The sequence below is a fragment of the Nonomuraea sp. NPDC047529 genome, from assembly GCF_040642995.1.
GTDB lineage: Bacteria > Actinomycetota > Actinomycetes > Streptosporangiales > Streptosporangiaceae > Nonomuraea.
In genome coordinates, this window is record NZ_JBEYTJ010000046.1 from 14,101 (window position 1) to 28,560 (window position 14,460).

Below are 14,460 nucleotides of genomic sequence, written 5' to 3' on the forward strand. Positions count from 1 at the left end.
GCCTCGCCGCGGCAGCCGGGGTGATCTTCGCGACCTCCCAGCCCGCGCCGGCCGCCCAGCCCGTCCCCTCCTGCCCGGGGGTGGACGAGTAGGAGATGCCGGGTGACCAGTAGCGTGTTCCGCCGTGTCACTCCTCCCCGAGAGCGGGACCGTCCGCGCGCTCACCTACGCCACACTCCTGCGTTCCGTCGGCCGCGGCCTGTTCGTCACCGTGAGCGTGCTGTTCTTCAAGCTCTCGGTCGGCCTGTCGGACGGCGAGATCGGGCTGGGGATGACGATCGCCGCGGCCGTCGGGCTCACCGCCGGGCTGCCCGCAGGGCGGCTGGCCGACCTGGCCGGGCCGCGCCGGGTGCAGATCGCCTTCTCCGCCGCGGGTGGGCTGCTGGTGCCGGTGTACGCGCTGGTGTCGGGGTTCGCCGGGTTCGTCGTGGTGGCCGCCCTGGTGACGTTCGCCGAGGCCGCGGAGGGCACCGCGCGGGCGGCGCTGGTCGGGGGCGCGGTGCCGGGGCCCGACCGGGTGCGGGTGCGGGCGTACCTGCGGGCGGTGACCAACGTCGGCTGGTCGGTCGGCGGGCTCGGCGCGGGCGCGGCACTGCACTTCGACAGCAGGCCGGTGTACCTGGGGATGATCTTCGGCTGCGCGCTCTGCTACCTCGGGAGCGCGGCCCTGACGTTCCGGGTGCCGTCGGTCGCGCCGGTCCGGCGGAAGGCGGGCGAGCCGGTCTGGATCGTGCTGCGCGATCGGCCGTACACGGTGCTGGCGCTGCTCAACGCCGTGCTGTTCATGCAGAACGGGCTGCTCACCATCGCGATCCCGCTCTGGGTGGCCGGGCGCACGTCCGCGCCCACCTGGACGGTCGCCGCGGTCGCCATGGTCAACACCGTCACCGTCACGCTCCTTCAGGTGCGGCTCAGCCGCGGCACCGACGACGCGGCCGGCGCGGCCCGCGCCCAGCGCCGCTCGGGCGTGTTCCTGCTGCTGGCCTGCGTGCTGCTGGCCCTGGCCGCCGGGCAGCCGGTCTGGGTGGCGCTGGTCGCCCTGTTCGGCGGCGCGCTGCTGCACGTCTTCGGTGAGCTGCTCCAGGCCGCCGGCTCCTGGGGCCTGTCGTACGAGCTGGCCCCGCCGCAGGCCATCGGCCAGTACCAGGGCCTGTACGGGATGGGCCAGCAGGTGGCCAACATCGTCGTGCCGGCCGTCATGACCACGGTCATCGTGGGCTGGGGGCTGCCGGGCTGGCTGCTGTTCGGCGGGCTGTTCCTGGCGGCCGGGCTCGCCGTGCCGCCGGTGGCCCGCTGGGCCGAGCGCACCCGCGCCGCCGCCCTCCCCCTCACGACGACGGACGCGCGCCCCCGCTGAGCCGGGGACGCGCGTCCGTGGTGTCGCGCCGGGTTCAGATGAGGCCGAGCTCGCGGACCGCGTCGCGCTCCTCGGTCAGCTCGCCCACGCTGGCGTCGATGCGCTCGCGGGAGAAGGAGTCGATCTCCAGGCCCTGGATGATCTCGTACCGGCCGTTGACCGAACGCACCGGGAAGGACGAGATGAGCCCCTCCGGCACGCCGTACGAGCCGTCGGAGACGACGGCGGCCGAGGTCCACTCGGTGCCGTTGACCCAGTCGTACACGTGGTCGATCGCGGCGTTGGCGGCCGAGGCGGCCGAGGAGGCGCCACGGGCCTCGATGATGGCGGCGCCGCGCTTGGCGACCGTCGGGATGAACGTCTCGCGCAGCCACTCGCCGTCGACCTGCTCGGCCGCGACCTTGCCGCCGACCTCGGCGTGGTACAGGTCGGGGTACTGGGTGGCGGAGTGGTTGCCCCAGATGGTCATCTTCTTGATCTCGGTGACCGGGACCTGGAGCTTGGCGGCGAGCTGGGACAGCGCGCGGTTGTGGTCGAGGCGGGTCATCGCGGTGAAGCGCTCGGCCGGGACGTCGGGCGCGTTCTGCTGGGCGATGAGCGCGTTGGTGTTGGCCGGGTTGCCCACGACCAGGACCCTGATGTCGTCGGCGGCGTGCTCGTTGATCGCCTTGCCCTGCGGGCCGAAGATGCCGCCGTTGGCGCCGAGCAGGTCGCCGCGCTCCATGCCGGCCTTGCGCGGCATGGCGCCGACCAGCAGGGCGACGTTGGCGCCGGCGAAGGCGACGTTGGCGTCGTCGGTGATCTCGATGCCGGACAGCAGCGGGAACGCGCAGTCGTCGAGCTCCATGGCGGTGCCCTCGGCCGCCTTCACCGCCTGCGGGATCTCCAGCAGGCTCAGCTTGACCGGGACGTCAGCGCCGAGCAGCTGTCCCGACGCGATGCGGAACAGCAGTGCGTAGCCGATCTGACCGGCGGCCCCGGTGACGGTTACCTTGACGGGCGTGGCCATGGCCTTCCCCTAACTCACAGGATGAATTCGTTGGACTTTCGGATGTTACCGCTCGTCATCCGCAGGGCTCCATCGCGGGCACCTTCAGCTCGGGCTGGAAGTCGACCTTGTCGAAGTGGCTGTTCAGGAGCTTCTTGATGGTGCCCGTGCGGTAGAGGTCGGCGATGACCCCCTTGACCGCGGCGCAGGTCTTGGTGTCGCCGCCGCGTATGCCGACCGCGTACCGCTCGTTGTCCAGCTTGGCACCGATGATCTTGTAGCGCAGGTTCTCCCGGCTGGCGAACCCGGCCAGGATCAGGTCCTCGCCGGGCACCGCGTCGACCTTGCCGTTCCTGAGCAGGTCCATGCATTCCGCGTAGTTGGCGGCGGTCACGGGCTCGACCTTCACCCTGTCCTGCACCTCGCCGACCGTCGGGGTGTCGAGCGCGCAGATCTTCCTGCCCTTGAGGTCGTCCAGCGAGTCGATGTCGGTGCCGGCGCGGACCAGCACGTCGCGGTGGGCCACGTAATACGGCCCGGCGAACCGGGTCTCGCTCTTGTCCACCGAGTACGTGGCGACGACCAGGTCGACCCTGCCCTCGGCCAGCGCGGCCGCCCGGTCGTTCCGGCCGACCCGGGCGAACCTGGTCTCCTCCGCCCCGAGCGCCGCGGCCACCAGCTTGGCCACCTCGACGTCGAAGCCGGTGAACTCGTCGCCGTTCTGCAGGCCGACGCCCGGCAGGTCGGCCTTCACGCCGATGACGATCTTGCCGGTCTGGGCGACCTTGTCCACCACCGAGGCGAACGTGGGGGGCCGCTGGGTCTTCTTGCCCGTCGTCGAAGGGGTCACGACCTCACCCTTGAACGCCAGCGGCGACCAGCCGTTCGCCATCGCAGCGACGGCGACGACCACCAGCATGACGAGCGCGGCGGCCAGCGCGAGCCACACCTTGAGCCGCCGCCGGCCGCCGGACGGCACGGGCTCGTCAAGGGGCCGCGGCGCGGGGCCCTGGCCGGGGGGCGTCGTCTCCACCTGCCCCGCGCCACCGGTCCCTGTCGCGTGGCTCCCGGTCCCGGTCATGTGACCCGCCGCCGAGCCGGTCACCGAACCGGTCACCGGGCCGGGGGGCGCGGTCACCGGCGGGCCCGACCGGCTCTGCCCGGTCGTGCGGTCATGGCGGACCTGCTGCCCGGTCATGCGGTCGTGGCCGGGGGCCGTGCCGGCCGGCGGACGGCCGGAGGCGGCGGGGTCGGCGGGGTGACCGGTGGCGTGCGTGACGGGCCGTTCGGTGATGGACGTCGCCGACACCCGGGTGAACGGCGTGGTGTCGTCACCGGCCACCTGCACGCCCCTGGTCAGCACCGCCGTCGAGGCGCCGGCGGCCGTGCCGGTCTGGCCGAGCAGGCGCAGCAGGAGCTGGTCGGCCGAGGGCCGCTCGTCGGGCGACTTGGCCAGCGCCGAACGCACCACCCCCCGCAGCGGCTCGTGCATCATCTCCACGTCGACCTCGTGGTTCAGGATGCGGTTGAGCACCACCGCGATCGACTTGCCCTCGAAGGCCGCCTTCCCGGTGGCGGCGAAGGCCATGGTCGCCCCCCAGGCGAACACGTCCGTGAAGGGCCCGATGTCGTCGCCGGCGATCTGCTCGGGCGCCATGTACGCGGGCGTGCCGATCGCGCGGCTGGTGATCGTGCCGGTCGAGTCGATGATGCGGGCGATGCCGAAGTCGACCACGCGCGGCCCGTCGGCGGCGATGAGCACGTTGTCGGGCTTGAAGTCCCGGTGGACGATCGAGGCGTGGTGGATGGCGGTGAGCGCGGTGGCGGTGCCGATGGCCAGCCGGTCGAGCACCGTGCCGCTGAGCGGGCCGTCGGTCTCGACGATGTCGCGCAGCGCCCGCCCGTCGATGTACTCGCTCGCGATGTACGGCGTGTCGCCGTCGAGGTCGGCCTCCATCACCCGCGCGGTGCAGAAGGAGGCCACCCGCTGCGCCGCCTTCAGCTCCCGGGCGAAACGCGACCTGGCGATCGTGTCACCGCTGAACTTCACGTGCAGCAGCTTGATCGCGGCGCGCTCGCCCTGCTCGTTGACGCCCAGGTAGACGATCCCCTGGCCGCCTTCGCCGACCCGTCCGGACAGCCGGAACGAACCCAGCAGCGCTGGATCGCCGGCCACCAGCGGCGCGATCTGCGGCATTCGTCTTCCCCACGTTCACTGAACCCCAACCACGCAAACTTTACGACGCTCAGCAACTTCCCAGGGATCCGTTAACCGTTCGTGACTCACCGGTTTTTACACAAAGCCCGTACACAGCGTCCATTCGGACCCTGTAACTACGGTCTTGACTGCTTATGGATCAGGCCGCCGACGGCCTCCCGCCGGCATCGGGTCCATCGGGAAATCCTGCTTCCAACCTGGCATCCCGACTCTGCCGATCGCTACGGTTGATCAACGGGAGAGTGCACGTTCCTGGTCGCGGCCGAGGAGATCACGTGGACGAAGTGGCGTCCCGCGCCCGCGATGCTCCCCCACCAGCGCCGTACGGCTTCGACGAGAGCATGTTCGCCCTCAGCCGGGACGGCCGGCGTGCCGCCTTCCTGAGGGACAGTGACAACACCCACGTCGTGGCCGACCTGCGGACGGGAACCGTCGAACGGCTCCCGTCAGGCAGCCGCGCGCGGCACGGCCACCCGCCTCCCGGGTCGCGGGCAGGTGGCCGGATGGACGTCGGAAGGCCTCATCATGAAGAGCGGCGAGCCCTCCCGCCGCTCCCCGGGACACCTCAGATCGGTCTGGTTCGCCGTCTACTCGCCCAAGGGCCACCTGCTGCGAGCTACACCATGCCGGGCAACGTGGAGTGGACCATCGAGCCGTCCCCCTCCGGCCGCCTGATCGCGTCACGGCACCGGGAGCTCACCCCCGACGGCGTGCTCCAGCAGGGCGTCGCCCTGTTCGACACGAAGACGGGCGAGCACGTGCGCACGGTCACGCCGCGGCTGGCCACCAGTTGGTGGCTCGCCGCCCTCCTGCGCTGGGAGGACGAGGACACCCTCACGGTCAGGGCGCAGGGCCCGCCGAGCTGGGCGCGGTGCTCGGGCGCGTCCGTCAGTAGGGCAGGCTCCAGGTGGTGAAGGACTTGCGCAGGTACGGGTTCTTGAACTTCGGGTACGCGACCGTGCTGACGTCGCCGTCGGAGGTGTAGCGCATGTCCGGGTTGTTCTTGAGCCAGTCGAGCCAGGCCGCCGAGCAGAACTGGGCGCAGTCGCCCTTCTTCTCCATGACGCGGATCCGCGGGATGCCGCCCGGGTCGAACGCCTTGCTGAACGGCGAGGGCGCGGGCGTGTACCCGGCCAGGAACGCGCCGGCGTGGTTGTAGAGCTTGCCGTGCAGCGCCCACTCCTTCTTGCTCGGCTGGTTGCCGTACGGCAGGGCGATGGAGTTCGGCTTGACCTTGGTCAGGTCGTCGATCTGCTTGGCGATGCCGCCGATCTGGTCCTCGACCTCCTTCTCCGAACGTCCGCGCAGGTTGACGTGGTCGCGGGTGTGGTTGCCGATGTCGAAGCCGTTGTCCTTGAGCCAGCCCAGCGTCTGGGCCTGCTCCTCGCGCACGGTCTTGCCGAACATGTCGCGGGTGACGTAGAAGGTGGCGGCCGGCCTGAAGCCCGGGTGCTTGGCGGCCACCTCGCGCAGGATCGCCACGGCGGTGTCCGGCTGCGGGACGCCCATCTCGTTCAGGGTGAGCTGCGAGGGCGACGAGTCGTCGAACGTGAGCACCACGGGATGCTTGCCCGCCGGGACGTTGATCTTCCCGGTCACCATCTCCGAGGCGCTGATCGGGACGTAGTCCTCCTTGACCAGCCGTTCGAGGTCCGAGCGGAACTGCTGCGGAGTCCTGTCGTCGGTGGTGGCCGGGTTCTTGATGACCCGGTGGAACATCAGCACCGGGATCTGGCCCAGTTCGTTCGCCTTGACCTTGCGCGCCAGCGCGATCTTGGCCGCCTTGCTCTGCTTCAGCCTGGCCGCGGCCTCGGCCTTGCTGTCGGTGATCTTGGCTGTGTCGGGCGGCGAGTCGCACCCGGTCAGGACGACGGCGACCGCGAGCAGCCCCGCTCCTGTCAAAATACCCAGTCGCATCCGAACCCCCCGAGACGCGTACGACTGTTACAGGTTGGGCCTTACCCAGATGATCAACTGCGCCACGCCGCGGCCTCGTCAAAGAAGCGTCAGGGATTGCGAAAAGCGTCATTCCCTGCCGAGGCCGAACCGGCGGGCGAGCAGCGACATCCTGGACGGCTACGGGCCGGACGAACTGGCGGTGATCCTCGGCTTCCTGCGCACCGCCCGCGGGGTCCAGGAGGAACAGGCCGCCCGCGTCAGAGATTCGTCCTGAGTCCGGAAAACATGACACAGGGTGTCGGGTTTCCGGACGAGCATGGTCCTGCCGGCCCAGCCGAACGGGGGCCGGTGCGTACGGACAGACAAGGACCTCAATGCGTGAAACCCCGCAGGAGCTCGAAGAGCTTCAGGCGCTCCTCGACGCCTCACTCTCCCGCTCCACCTCGCACCTGCGCTCGATCGTCACCGAGCGCACCCTGGACGCCGAGCAGCTCACCCGCGTCCTGACCGGCATGTGCGTCCTCGCCCTGTCCACCGTGACGGCGAAGGGCGAGCCCCGCATCAGCGGCGCGGACGGCCACTTCCTGCACGGCAGGTGGGTCTTCGGCACCGCGCGCGGGGCCGCCAAGGCACGCCACCTGGCGGCCCGTCCGGTGGCCAGCGTCGCGCACATGCGCGGGGAGGACCTGGGCGTGTTCACCCACGGCACGGTGGAGATCCTCAACCCGCAGGACGGCGAGCCGGCCGCCGACTGGCCCGACCTGCTCGCCTACCTCAAGGACTTCTACGGCGAGAACGCCTTCGACTGGGACGACGACGTCGTCTACTTCCGGCTGCACCCGCACTGGATGACCGTCTACGCCCCCGATCTCGCCAAGCTCACGTCCTGACCGGCCGGCGCGGCTCTCACAGGTAGAGCCGCAGCAGGTCCTCCTCGCTCTCCCGGCGGACGACGGCCCGTGCCTCGCCGTCCCGCACCGCCACGACCGGCGGCCGGGGCACGTGGTTGTAGTTGCTCGCCATCGAGCGCTGGTAAGCGCCCGACACCGGTACGGCGAGCAGGTCCCCGGGCCGCACGTCGCCGGGCAGCGCGATGTCGCGCACCAGCACGTCGCCGCTCTCGCAGTGCTTGCCGACCACGGTGAAGGCACCGGCAGGGGCGTCGGAGGCGCGGTTGGCCAGCACTGCGGTGTAGGCGGCGCCGTACATGCCGGGGCGGGGGTTGTCGCTCATGCCGCCGTTCACGCTGACGTACCGGCCCTTGATCGTGCCGATCTCGTAGAGGGCCACCGTGGACGGGCCGGCGATGGACCTGCCCGGCTCGACGGCCAGGTGCAGGCCCTGGGTCTCCTTCCTGAGCACGGCGACCAGCTCGGCGGGCGTGGGCGGGGTGGGGTCGTCCGGCGTGTAGGCGATGCCGAGGCCGCCGCCCAGGTCGAGCCTCATGACGCCGGTCTCGGCGGCGAAGGCGGCCATCCTGGCCGCGGCGGTGGCGAAGCCGTCCAGCTCGAAGATCTGCGAGCCGATGTGGGAGTGCAGGCCGTACAGCTCCAGCGAGGGCTCGGCGGTCACCTGCGCCACCGCGAGCGCCGCGGCGCCGGCGCTGAGCGAGAAGCCGAACTTGGAGTCCTCGCCGCCGGTGGCGATGAAGGCGTGGGTGTGCGGGTCCACGCCCGGCGTCACCCTGATCATCACCCGTTGCCGCACGCCCAGGGAGGCGGCGATCCCGGCCAGCCTGGCGATCTCGGCGAAGGAGTCGACGACCACGCAGCCGATGCCCCAGGCCACGGCCCGGCGCAGCTCGTCGGCCGACTTGTTGTTGCCGTGGAAGACGACCCGCTCGGGCGGCATCCCGCCGGCCATGGCCACGGCGAGCTCGCCGCCCGTGCAGACGTCGAGCGACAGGCCCAGCCGGTCCAGCCAGCGCACCACCTCGGGGCAGAGGAACGCCTTGCCGCCGTAGTGCACGTCGCCGTCGGGGAGCGCGTCCAGCCAGGCGCGGGCGCGGGCGGTGAAGTCGGCCTCGTCCAGCACGTACGCGGGCGTGCCGTGCACCCGGGCCAGTTCGACCGCGCCGATCCCGCCGAGATGCAGCTCCCCGTCGTGCCATGCGGCGGTCTGGGGCCAGATGTCCAAACTCATGAGGGGCGAGCGTAAGCAACCCCGAGGGCTCACGGGGTCGAGCATCGACGGATTCGTTGCTGAGGGTCGCATGCCTTCACGAGACTTGGTGGCGCCTGACGGCCTGGCCACGATGACATGCCATGCGAACACACCTGGTCATCGCCCTGGTGGCGGCCTGCGCTCTCGGCGCGGGATGCGGGAGGTCCACCTCGGGTACGGCGACCCCCACGCCGCCCTCCTCGACCGGCAAGAGCGCCAGCGATCTCGTCCCCGATTCCATCAGGAAGTCGGGCGAGCTCCGCATGGCGACCTCGGAAGGTTATCCCCCGATGGAGATGTACAAGCCGGGCACCCAGGAGATGACCGGCGTCGACGCCGACCTGGCCGTGGCCGTCGGGCAGCGACTCGGGCTGAAGACCCGGATCATCAACGCCTCCTTCGACGGTCTCATCCCCGGCCTCCAGGGCGGCAGGTGGGACATCGCCATGGCCGCGCTCAGCGACCTCGAACAGCGCCGCAAGGCCGTCGACTTCGTCGACTACTTCAACGCCGGCGGCTCGATCATGGTCAAGAAGGGCAACCCCGAGGGCATCAAGACCCTCGAAGACCTGTGCGGCAAGAAGGTCGTCCTGGCCAAGGGCAGCTCCAACCTGGAGATCGGCAAGCGCCAGAACGAGAAGTGCGCCCAGAAGATGGAGATCATGCAGAGCGAGGACGCCCCCACCGGCCTGCTCACCATCGACTCCGGCCGCACCGTCGCCACGATCGTCGACTCCCCCGTGGCCGCCATGTACGCCAAGGAGACCGGCAAGTACGAGGTCCTGGCCGAGCAGTACGACGCCGGCCCCTGGGGCATCGCGATCGACAAGAAGCAGACCGGCCTGCGCGACGCCGTCGCCAAGGCGCTCCAGGAACTGATCGACAGCGGCGAGTACGGCAAGATCCTGGAGAAGTACGGCACGACGGCCAACGCCGTGCCCAAGGTCACGATCAACACCGGCGCATGATGGAGCTCCCGATCGAGGCGGTGAAGCCGCCCAGACCGGGGCGGCTCGTCGCGGCGGCGGTCGCGACGCTGCTGATGGCGTGGCTGGCCTACACCGTCATCGTCAACCCCAACCTCCACTGGGACGTGATCTCCGAGTTCCTGCTGGACGGCCGCGTGCTCGGCGGCCTGTGGATCACGATCGCGCTCACCGCGCTGTCCATGGTCATCGGCGTCGCCCTGGGCGTGGTCGCCGCCGTCATGCAGCTCTCCGACAGCCCGGTGCTGCGCGGCGCGGCCGGCCTCTACACCTGGTTCTTCCGGGGCACGCCGCTGCTGGTGCAGCTCATCTTCTGGTTCAACATCGGCCTGGTCTTCCCCGAGATCGGGATCGGCGTGCCGTTCGGCGGGCCGATGTTCCTCCAGTGGCCGGCCAACGAGCTGATCACGCCGTTCACGGCGGCGCTGCTCGGGCTGACCATCAACGAGGGCGCGTACATGGCGGAGATCGTCCGCGCCGGCATCCGGTCGGTCGATCCGGGGCAGCAGGAGGCGGCCGAGTCGCTGGGCATGTCCCACCGGCAGATCCTGCGCAGGGTCGTGCTGCCGCAGGCGATGCGGGTGATCATCCCGCCGACCGGCAACCAGTTCATCTCCATGCTGAAGACCACCTCGATGGTCTCGGTCATCTCCGGCGCGGAGCTGCTGACCGTCTCCCAGCGCATCTACCTGGACAACTTCGAGGTGATCGCGCTGCTGGTGGTCGCCTCCACCTGGTACTTGCTGCTCACCAGCGTGGCCACCGTCGGCCAGCGCTTTCTGGAGAGGAGGTTCAGCCGTGGCCACTAGCATGGTGAAGATCGAATCGGTCAGGAAGCGCTTCGGCCAGCTTGAGGTGCTGAAGGGCGTCAGCCTCGACGTGCCGGCCGGCGGGGTGGTCTGCGTGGTGGGCCCGTCCGGGTCCGGCAAGTCGACGCTGTTGCGCTGCGTCAACCGGCTGGAGACGATCGACGCGGGCCGGGTGTGGGTCGACGGCAAGCTCATGGGCTTCAGCGAGCAGGGCGGCAAGCTGCACCTGCTGCGGCCCGACGAGCTGTGCCGCCAGCGCCAGGAGATCGGCATGGTCTTCCAGCGCTTCCACCTGTTCCCGCACATGACCGCGCTGGAGAACGTCATGGAGGGCCCGTGCACGGTCAAGCGCCTGCCGAAGGCGAAGGCGGCCGAGCGGGCGAAGGCGCTGCTCGACCGGGTGGGGCTGGCAGACCGGGCCGGCCACTACCCGCGGCAGCTCTCGGGCGGCCAGCAGCAGCGGGTCGCGATCGCGCGCAGCCTGGCCATGGACCCCAAGCTCATGCTGTTCGACGAGCCGACCAGCGCGCTCGACCCCGAGCTGGTGCAGGAGGTGCTGCAGGTCATGCGCGACCTGGCGGCCAGCGGGATGACGATGATCGTGGTGACCCACGAGATGGGCTTCGCCAGAGAGGCGGGCGACCACCTGGTGTTCATCGACGACGGCGTGATCGTGGAGGAGGGGCCGCCCCGCGAGGTGCTGTCCGCACCACGTCACGAACGCACCCGGGCCTTTCTCGGGCAGGTGCTGTGAACGGCTCGCCACTCGGGAAGGGTTCGGCCACGTGAGCCTCGACATGCTGATCAGCGGCGGCCTCGTGGCCGACGGGACGGGCTCGCCGCTGCGCCGGGCCGACGTCGGCGTCCGCGGTGACCGCCTCGTCCTGCTGCCCGGGGGCGGCCCGTCCGACGGCGGCGGAGGGCGGGTGATCGACGCCGCCGGGCTGGTGGTCGCGCCCGGTTTCATCGACGTCCACACCCACTCCGACGCGGTCACCCTGCTCGGCGAGGCGGGCCGGGAGCTGGCCGCCGCGCCCGTGCTCATGGGCGTCACCGTGGAGATCTGCGGCAACTGCGGGTCGAGCCTGTTCCCGGCGCTGCCCGAGCGGGTGCCGGCGCTGCGCCGGTCCAGCAGGGCCGGCTTCGGCGGCAACATCCCCATTTTTCAGGACTACGAGGAATTCGTGGAGGCGCACGAGCGGGCTCCCCGGTCGAACCACCTGACCTCCCTCGTCGGCCACGGCACCCTCCGGGCCGGTGTGCTCGGCTACGAGGACCGCCCGGCCACTCCCCCCGAGCTCGACACCATGTGCGCGCTGCTGGACGACGCGCTCGCCGCCGGGGCCGCCGGGCTGTCCACCGGCCTCATCTACACCCCGGGCACGTACGGCGACACCGCCGAGGTGGTCGCGCTGGCCCGTGTCGCGGCCAGGCACGGCAAGCCGTACGTCACCCACCTGCGGGACGAGATGTCCCGCGTCGAGGAGGCGCTGGAGGAGGCCGTCGAGATCGCCCGCCGGAGCGGGGCCGCGCTGCACGTCAGCCACCACAAGACCGCCGGGAAGCACGCCTGGGGCAAGACCCTGCGCACGCTCCCCCGCATCGCCGCGCTGCGCGCCCAGGGCATGGACCTCACCTGCGACGTCTACCCCTACACCGAGGGCAGCACGTCCCTGTCGGCGATGTTCCCCCCGTGGGCCAACGACGGCGGCACCGAGGCGCTGCTCGACCGGCTGCGCGACCGCGGCCAGCGCGACCGGATGCGCGCGGCCATCGAGACGGGCGTGCCGGGCTGGGAGAACACGGTCGGCAACGGCGGCTGGGACCGCATCTCGGTCGCCTGCGCCACCCGTCATCCCGAGGCCGAGGGCCGTACGATCGCCGAGCTGGGCGGCGACCCCGTGGACGCGGCGGCCGAGCTGCTCCTCGCCGAGGAGGGCGAGGTGACGATCATCAGCCACTCCATGCGCGAGGACGACGTCCAGCGGGTCCTGTCGAGCGAGTTCGCCATGATCGGCTCGGACGGCGTGCCCAAGCCGGGCCACCCGCACCCCCGTCTGGCCGGCACCTTCCCCAGGGTGCTCGGCCGCTACTCCCGCGACCAGGGCCTGTTCCCGGTGGAGACCGCCGTCCACAAGATGACCGGCATGGCGGCCGACCGGTTCGGGCTGGAGGACAGGGGCGTCGTACGCGACGGGGCGCACGCCGACCTGGTGCTCTTCGACCCCGGGACGGTCGCCGACGGCGCGACCTACGCCGACCCGCTGCTGCCCCCCGTCGGCATCAGGGCCGTCGTCGTGGCCGGACGGCTCGCCGTGCAGGACAACAGGCTCACCGAGGACAGACCAGGAAGGATCATCGGGCGGTGAACGACATCACGCTCGCCGTCGCGACGCGCGATCTGGCGACGGGCGAGTTCCACGGCGTCAACGAGGACGCCGAGCTGCCGTTGGCCAGTGTCGGCAAGCTGCTGCTGTTGGCCGAGGTGGCGATGAGTGTCGAGGGCGGCATCCTGGCCCCCGACACGCCGGTGACGCTGCACGACGACGACTACTGCGGCGGCTCCGGGCTGCTCACGGCGCTGTCGGCGCGCAGCTGGACGGTCGGCGACCTCGCCGTGCTGACCGCCGCCGTCAGCGACAACACCGCCACGAACGCGCTGCTGCGCACGATCGGCCTGGACCGGGTCAACGCCGCCGCCGCGGCGCTCGGGCTGTCGCGGACCAGGCTGCTCGACCGCATCAGGGAGCCGCGCACCCCCCAGGACCCGCCGACGTTCGCGATCGGCACCGCGGCCGAGCTCTCCGGCCTGGCCGCGCTCCTCGCCGGTCCGGGCGGCTGGCAGGCGCTCATGCGCGGGTGGATGCGCAGGAACACCGACCACGGTCTCGTCCCGGCCCTGCTCAGGCACGATCCCGAGGGCGACTGGCTGGCCAACAAGACCGGCACCGACGAGGGCGTCCGGTCCGACGTCGGCATCATGGACGGCCGCATCGCCTACGCCGTCCTCGCCCACGGCCCGGCGGGCAGCGAGCACGACCTGACCTCCGCCGTACGGCGAGCCGGCCTGGACGTCGCCGCCCGCCTCAGCGCAGCGAAGGCTCCAGCGAGTTCCTGAGCTGGGCCGAGGCCGTACGCAGGTAGGCCAGGAACGACCGGGCGGCCGGGTTCGGATTGGTCGGCCGCCTGGCCACGCCGATCCTGCGGAACAGGTTGGGCGTGGTCAGGCGGCAGGTGTGCAGCCCGGTCGCGCCCTGCAGGCCGAGGCTCGGCACCAGCGCGACGCCGAGCCCGGCCCGTACCAGGCCGATCGTGACCTCGTAGTGGTCGCTGCGACAGCGGATGCGCGGCGAGAAGCCCTCCAGTGTGCTGGCCCGTTCGAGGATCGACACCGGGTGCTCGGCGCCGAACGTGGTGATCCACGGCTCCTCGGCCAGGTCCGCGAGCCGGATGCCGGAGCGCTGGGCGGCGGGATGGCCGGTCGGCAGCACCAGGAGCTGCGGCTCGTGGAACAGGTGGACCACCTCCACTCCCTCCGGGCACTGCCACGGGTCGAGCGCGTGCTCGAAGACCACCAGCACGTCGAGCGCGCCGCGTTCCAGATCGGGCAGCAGCTCGTACGGCTGGCCCTCCACCAGGTCGAGCGCCACCTTGGGATACCGGGAGGCGAACCGCGACAGCGCCAGCGGCAGCAACCGGTACCCGGCGGAGGCGAAGAAGCCGATGCGCAGCTCGCCGGCGTCCACCCTGGCCTGGGCGAGCAGGTCCTTCTCGGCCGCCTCGATGATGTCGACGACCTCCTGGGCGCGGATGGCCAGGCGGCGTCCGGCCTCGGTCAGCCGCAGGCTCTGGGCGTTGCGCTCGACCAGCCCGACCCCCGCCTCCTGCTCCAGCCGCGACAGCTGGTGGGACACGGCGGACGGCGACAGCTTCAACACCCGGGCCGCACCGGCGATGCTGCCCGTCCGGAACACCTCAAGCAGGACACGCAGCCGGTTACTACTCAACACGGGACCAAGCGTACGAGCTCTCCTACCTCG

Annotated in this window: 13 protein-coding genes; 8 read left to right on the plus strand and 5 right to left on the minus strand. The window is 71.2% G+C overall.

The features are described from left to right. Positions 1–124 precede the first annotated feature (124 nt). Positions 125–1,357, plus strand: a complete 1,233-nt coding sequence (locus tag ABZ815_RS44410; protein ID WP_357707728.1) for an MFS transporter — start codon at positions 125–127, stop codon at positions 1,355–1,357. Between the two features lie 34 nt (positions 1,358–1,391). Here the strand turns inward: ABZ815_RS44410 and ABZ815_RS44415 are convergent, their stop codons facing one another. Together ABZ815_RS44415 and ABZ815_RS44420 are read right to left on the minus strand one after the other, a co-directional pair. Further along, a complete protein-coding gene (locus tag ABZ815_RS44415; RefSeq protein ID WP_357707730.1) occupies positions 1,392–2,366 on the minus strand; it encodes a malate dehydrogenase in 975 nt (324 codons plus the stop codon). A 55-nt stretch (positions 2,367–2,421) separates the two neighbouring features. Next, positions 2,422–4,542: a transporter substrate-binding domain-containing protein gene (locus ABZ815_RS44420; protein ID WP_357707731.1), complete on the minus strand. Its 2,121-nt coding sequence runs from the start codon at positions 4,540–4,542 to the stop codon at positions 2,422–2,424. Positions 4,543–5,186: 644 nt separating this feature from the next. On the opposite strand from ABZ815_RS44420, the gene ABZ815_RS44425 reads away from it, so the two are divergent. Next, the gene (locus tag ABZ815_RS44425) at positions 5,187–5,477 is read left to right on the plus strand and encodes a hypothetical protein (protein ID WP_357707732.1); all 291 of its coding nucleotides are present in this window, start codon (positions 5,187–5,189) and stop codon (positions 5,475–5,477) included. Here ABZ815_RS44425 and ABZ815_RS44430 read toward each other — a convergent pair. Then, positions 5,452–6,480 carry a polysaccharide deacetylase family protein gene (locus ABZ815_RS44430; protein ID WP_357707733.1) on the minus strand — a complete coding sequence of 343 codons (1,029 nt, stop codon included), beginning with the start codon at positions 6,478–6,480 and terminating at the stop codon, positions 5,452–5,454. The genes ABZ815_RS44425 and ABZ815_RS44430 overlap by 26 nt on opposite strands. Before the next feature lie 356 nt (positions 6,481–6,836). On the opposite strand from ABZ815_RS44430, the gene ABZ815_RS44435 reads away from it, so the two are divergent. Next, positions 6,837–7,352: a pyridoxamine 5'-phosphate oxidase family protein gene (locus ABZ815_RS44435; protein ID WP_357707734.1), complete on the plus strand. Its 516-nt coding sequence runs from the start codon at positions 6,837–6,839 to the stop codon at positions 7,350–7,352. 16 nt (positions 7,353–7,368) lie between these two features. On the opposite strand, the gene lysA is transcribed toward ABZ815_RS44435, so the two are convergent. Next, entirely contained in the window at positions 7,369–8,604 is a 1,236-nt protein-coding gene (gene lysA, locus ABZ815_RS44440; protein WP_357707735.1) for a diaminopimelate decarboxylase, read from the minus strand. 122 nt (positions 8,605–8,726) lie between these two features. Between lysA and ABZ815_RS44445 the strand changes: the two genes are divergently transcribed. The 5 genes from ABZ815_RS44445 to ABZ815_RS44465 are packed head-to-tail and all read left to right on the plus strand — an operon-like array spanning position 8,727 to position 13,538. Next, on the plus strand, positions 8,727–9,593 hold the full coding sequence (locus tag ABZ815_RS44445) for an ABC transporter substrate-binding protein (RefSeq protein ID WP_357707736.1): 867 nt from the start codon (positions 8,727–8,729) through the stop codon (positions 9,591–9,593). Continuing rightward, a complete protein-coding gene (locus ABZ815_RS44450) occupies positions 9,590–10,420 on the plus strand; it encodes an amino acid ABC transporter permease (protein ID WP_357707738.1) in 831 nt (276 codons plus the stop codon). Before ABZ815_RS44445 ends, ABZ815_RS44450 begins: the two co-directional genes overlap by 4 nt. A 1-nt stretch (position 10,421) precedes the next feature. Beyond that, positions 10,422–11,174 (plus strand): amino acid ABC transporter ATP-binding protein, encoded by a 753-nt coding sequence (locus tag ABZ815_RS44455; RefSeq protein WP_357707809.1) that lies wholly within the window; start codon positions 10,422–10,424, stop codon positions 11,172–11,174. 31 nt (positions 11,175–11,205) lie between these two features. Beyond that, positions 11,206–12,789 (plus strand): amidohydrolase family protein, encoded by a 1,584-nt coding sequence (locus ABZ815_RS44460; RefSeq protein ID WP_357707740.1) that lies wholly within the window; start codon positions 11,206–11,208, stop codon positions 12,787–12,789. Further along, on the plus strand, positions 12,786–13,538 hold the full coding sequence (locus ABZ815_RS44465; RefSeq protein ID WP_357707741.1) for a serine hydrolase: 753 nt from the start codon (positions 12,786–12,788) through the stop codon (positions 13,536–13,538). Before ABZ815_RS44460 ends, ABZ815_RS44465 begins: the two co-directional genes overlap by 4 nt. On the opposite strand, the gene ABZ815_RS44470 is transcribed toward ABZ815_RS44465, so the two are convergent. After that, positions 13,507–14,430, minus strand: a complete 924-nt coding sequence (locus ABZ815_RS44470) for a LysR family transcriptional regulator (RefSeq protein ID WP_357707743.1) — start codon at positions 14,428–14,430, stop codon at positions 13,507–13,509. The two genes, ABZ815_RS44465 and ABZ815_RS44470, sit on opposite strands and share 32 nt — an antisense overlap. Positions 14,431–14,460 lie beyond the last annotated feature (30 nt).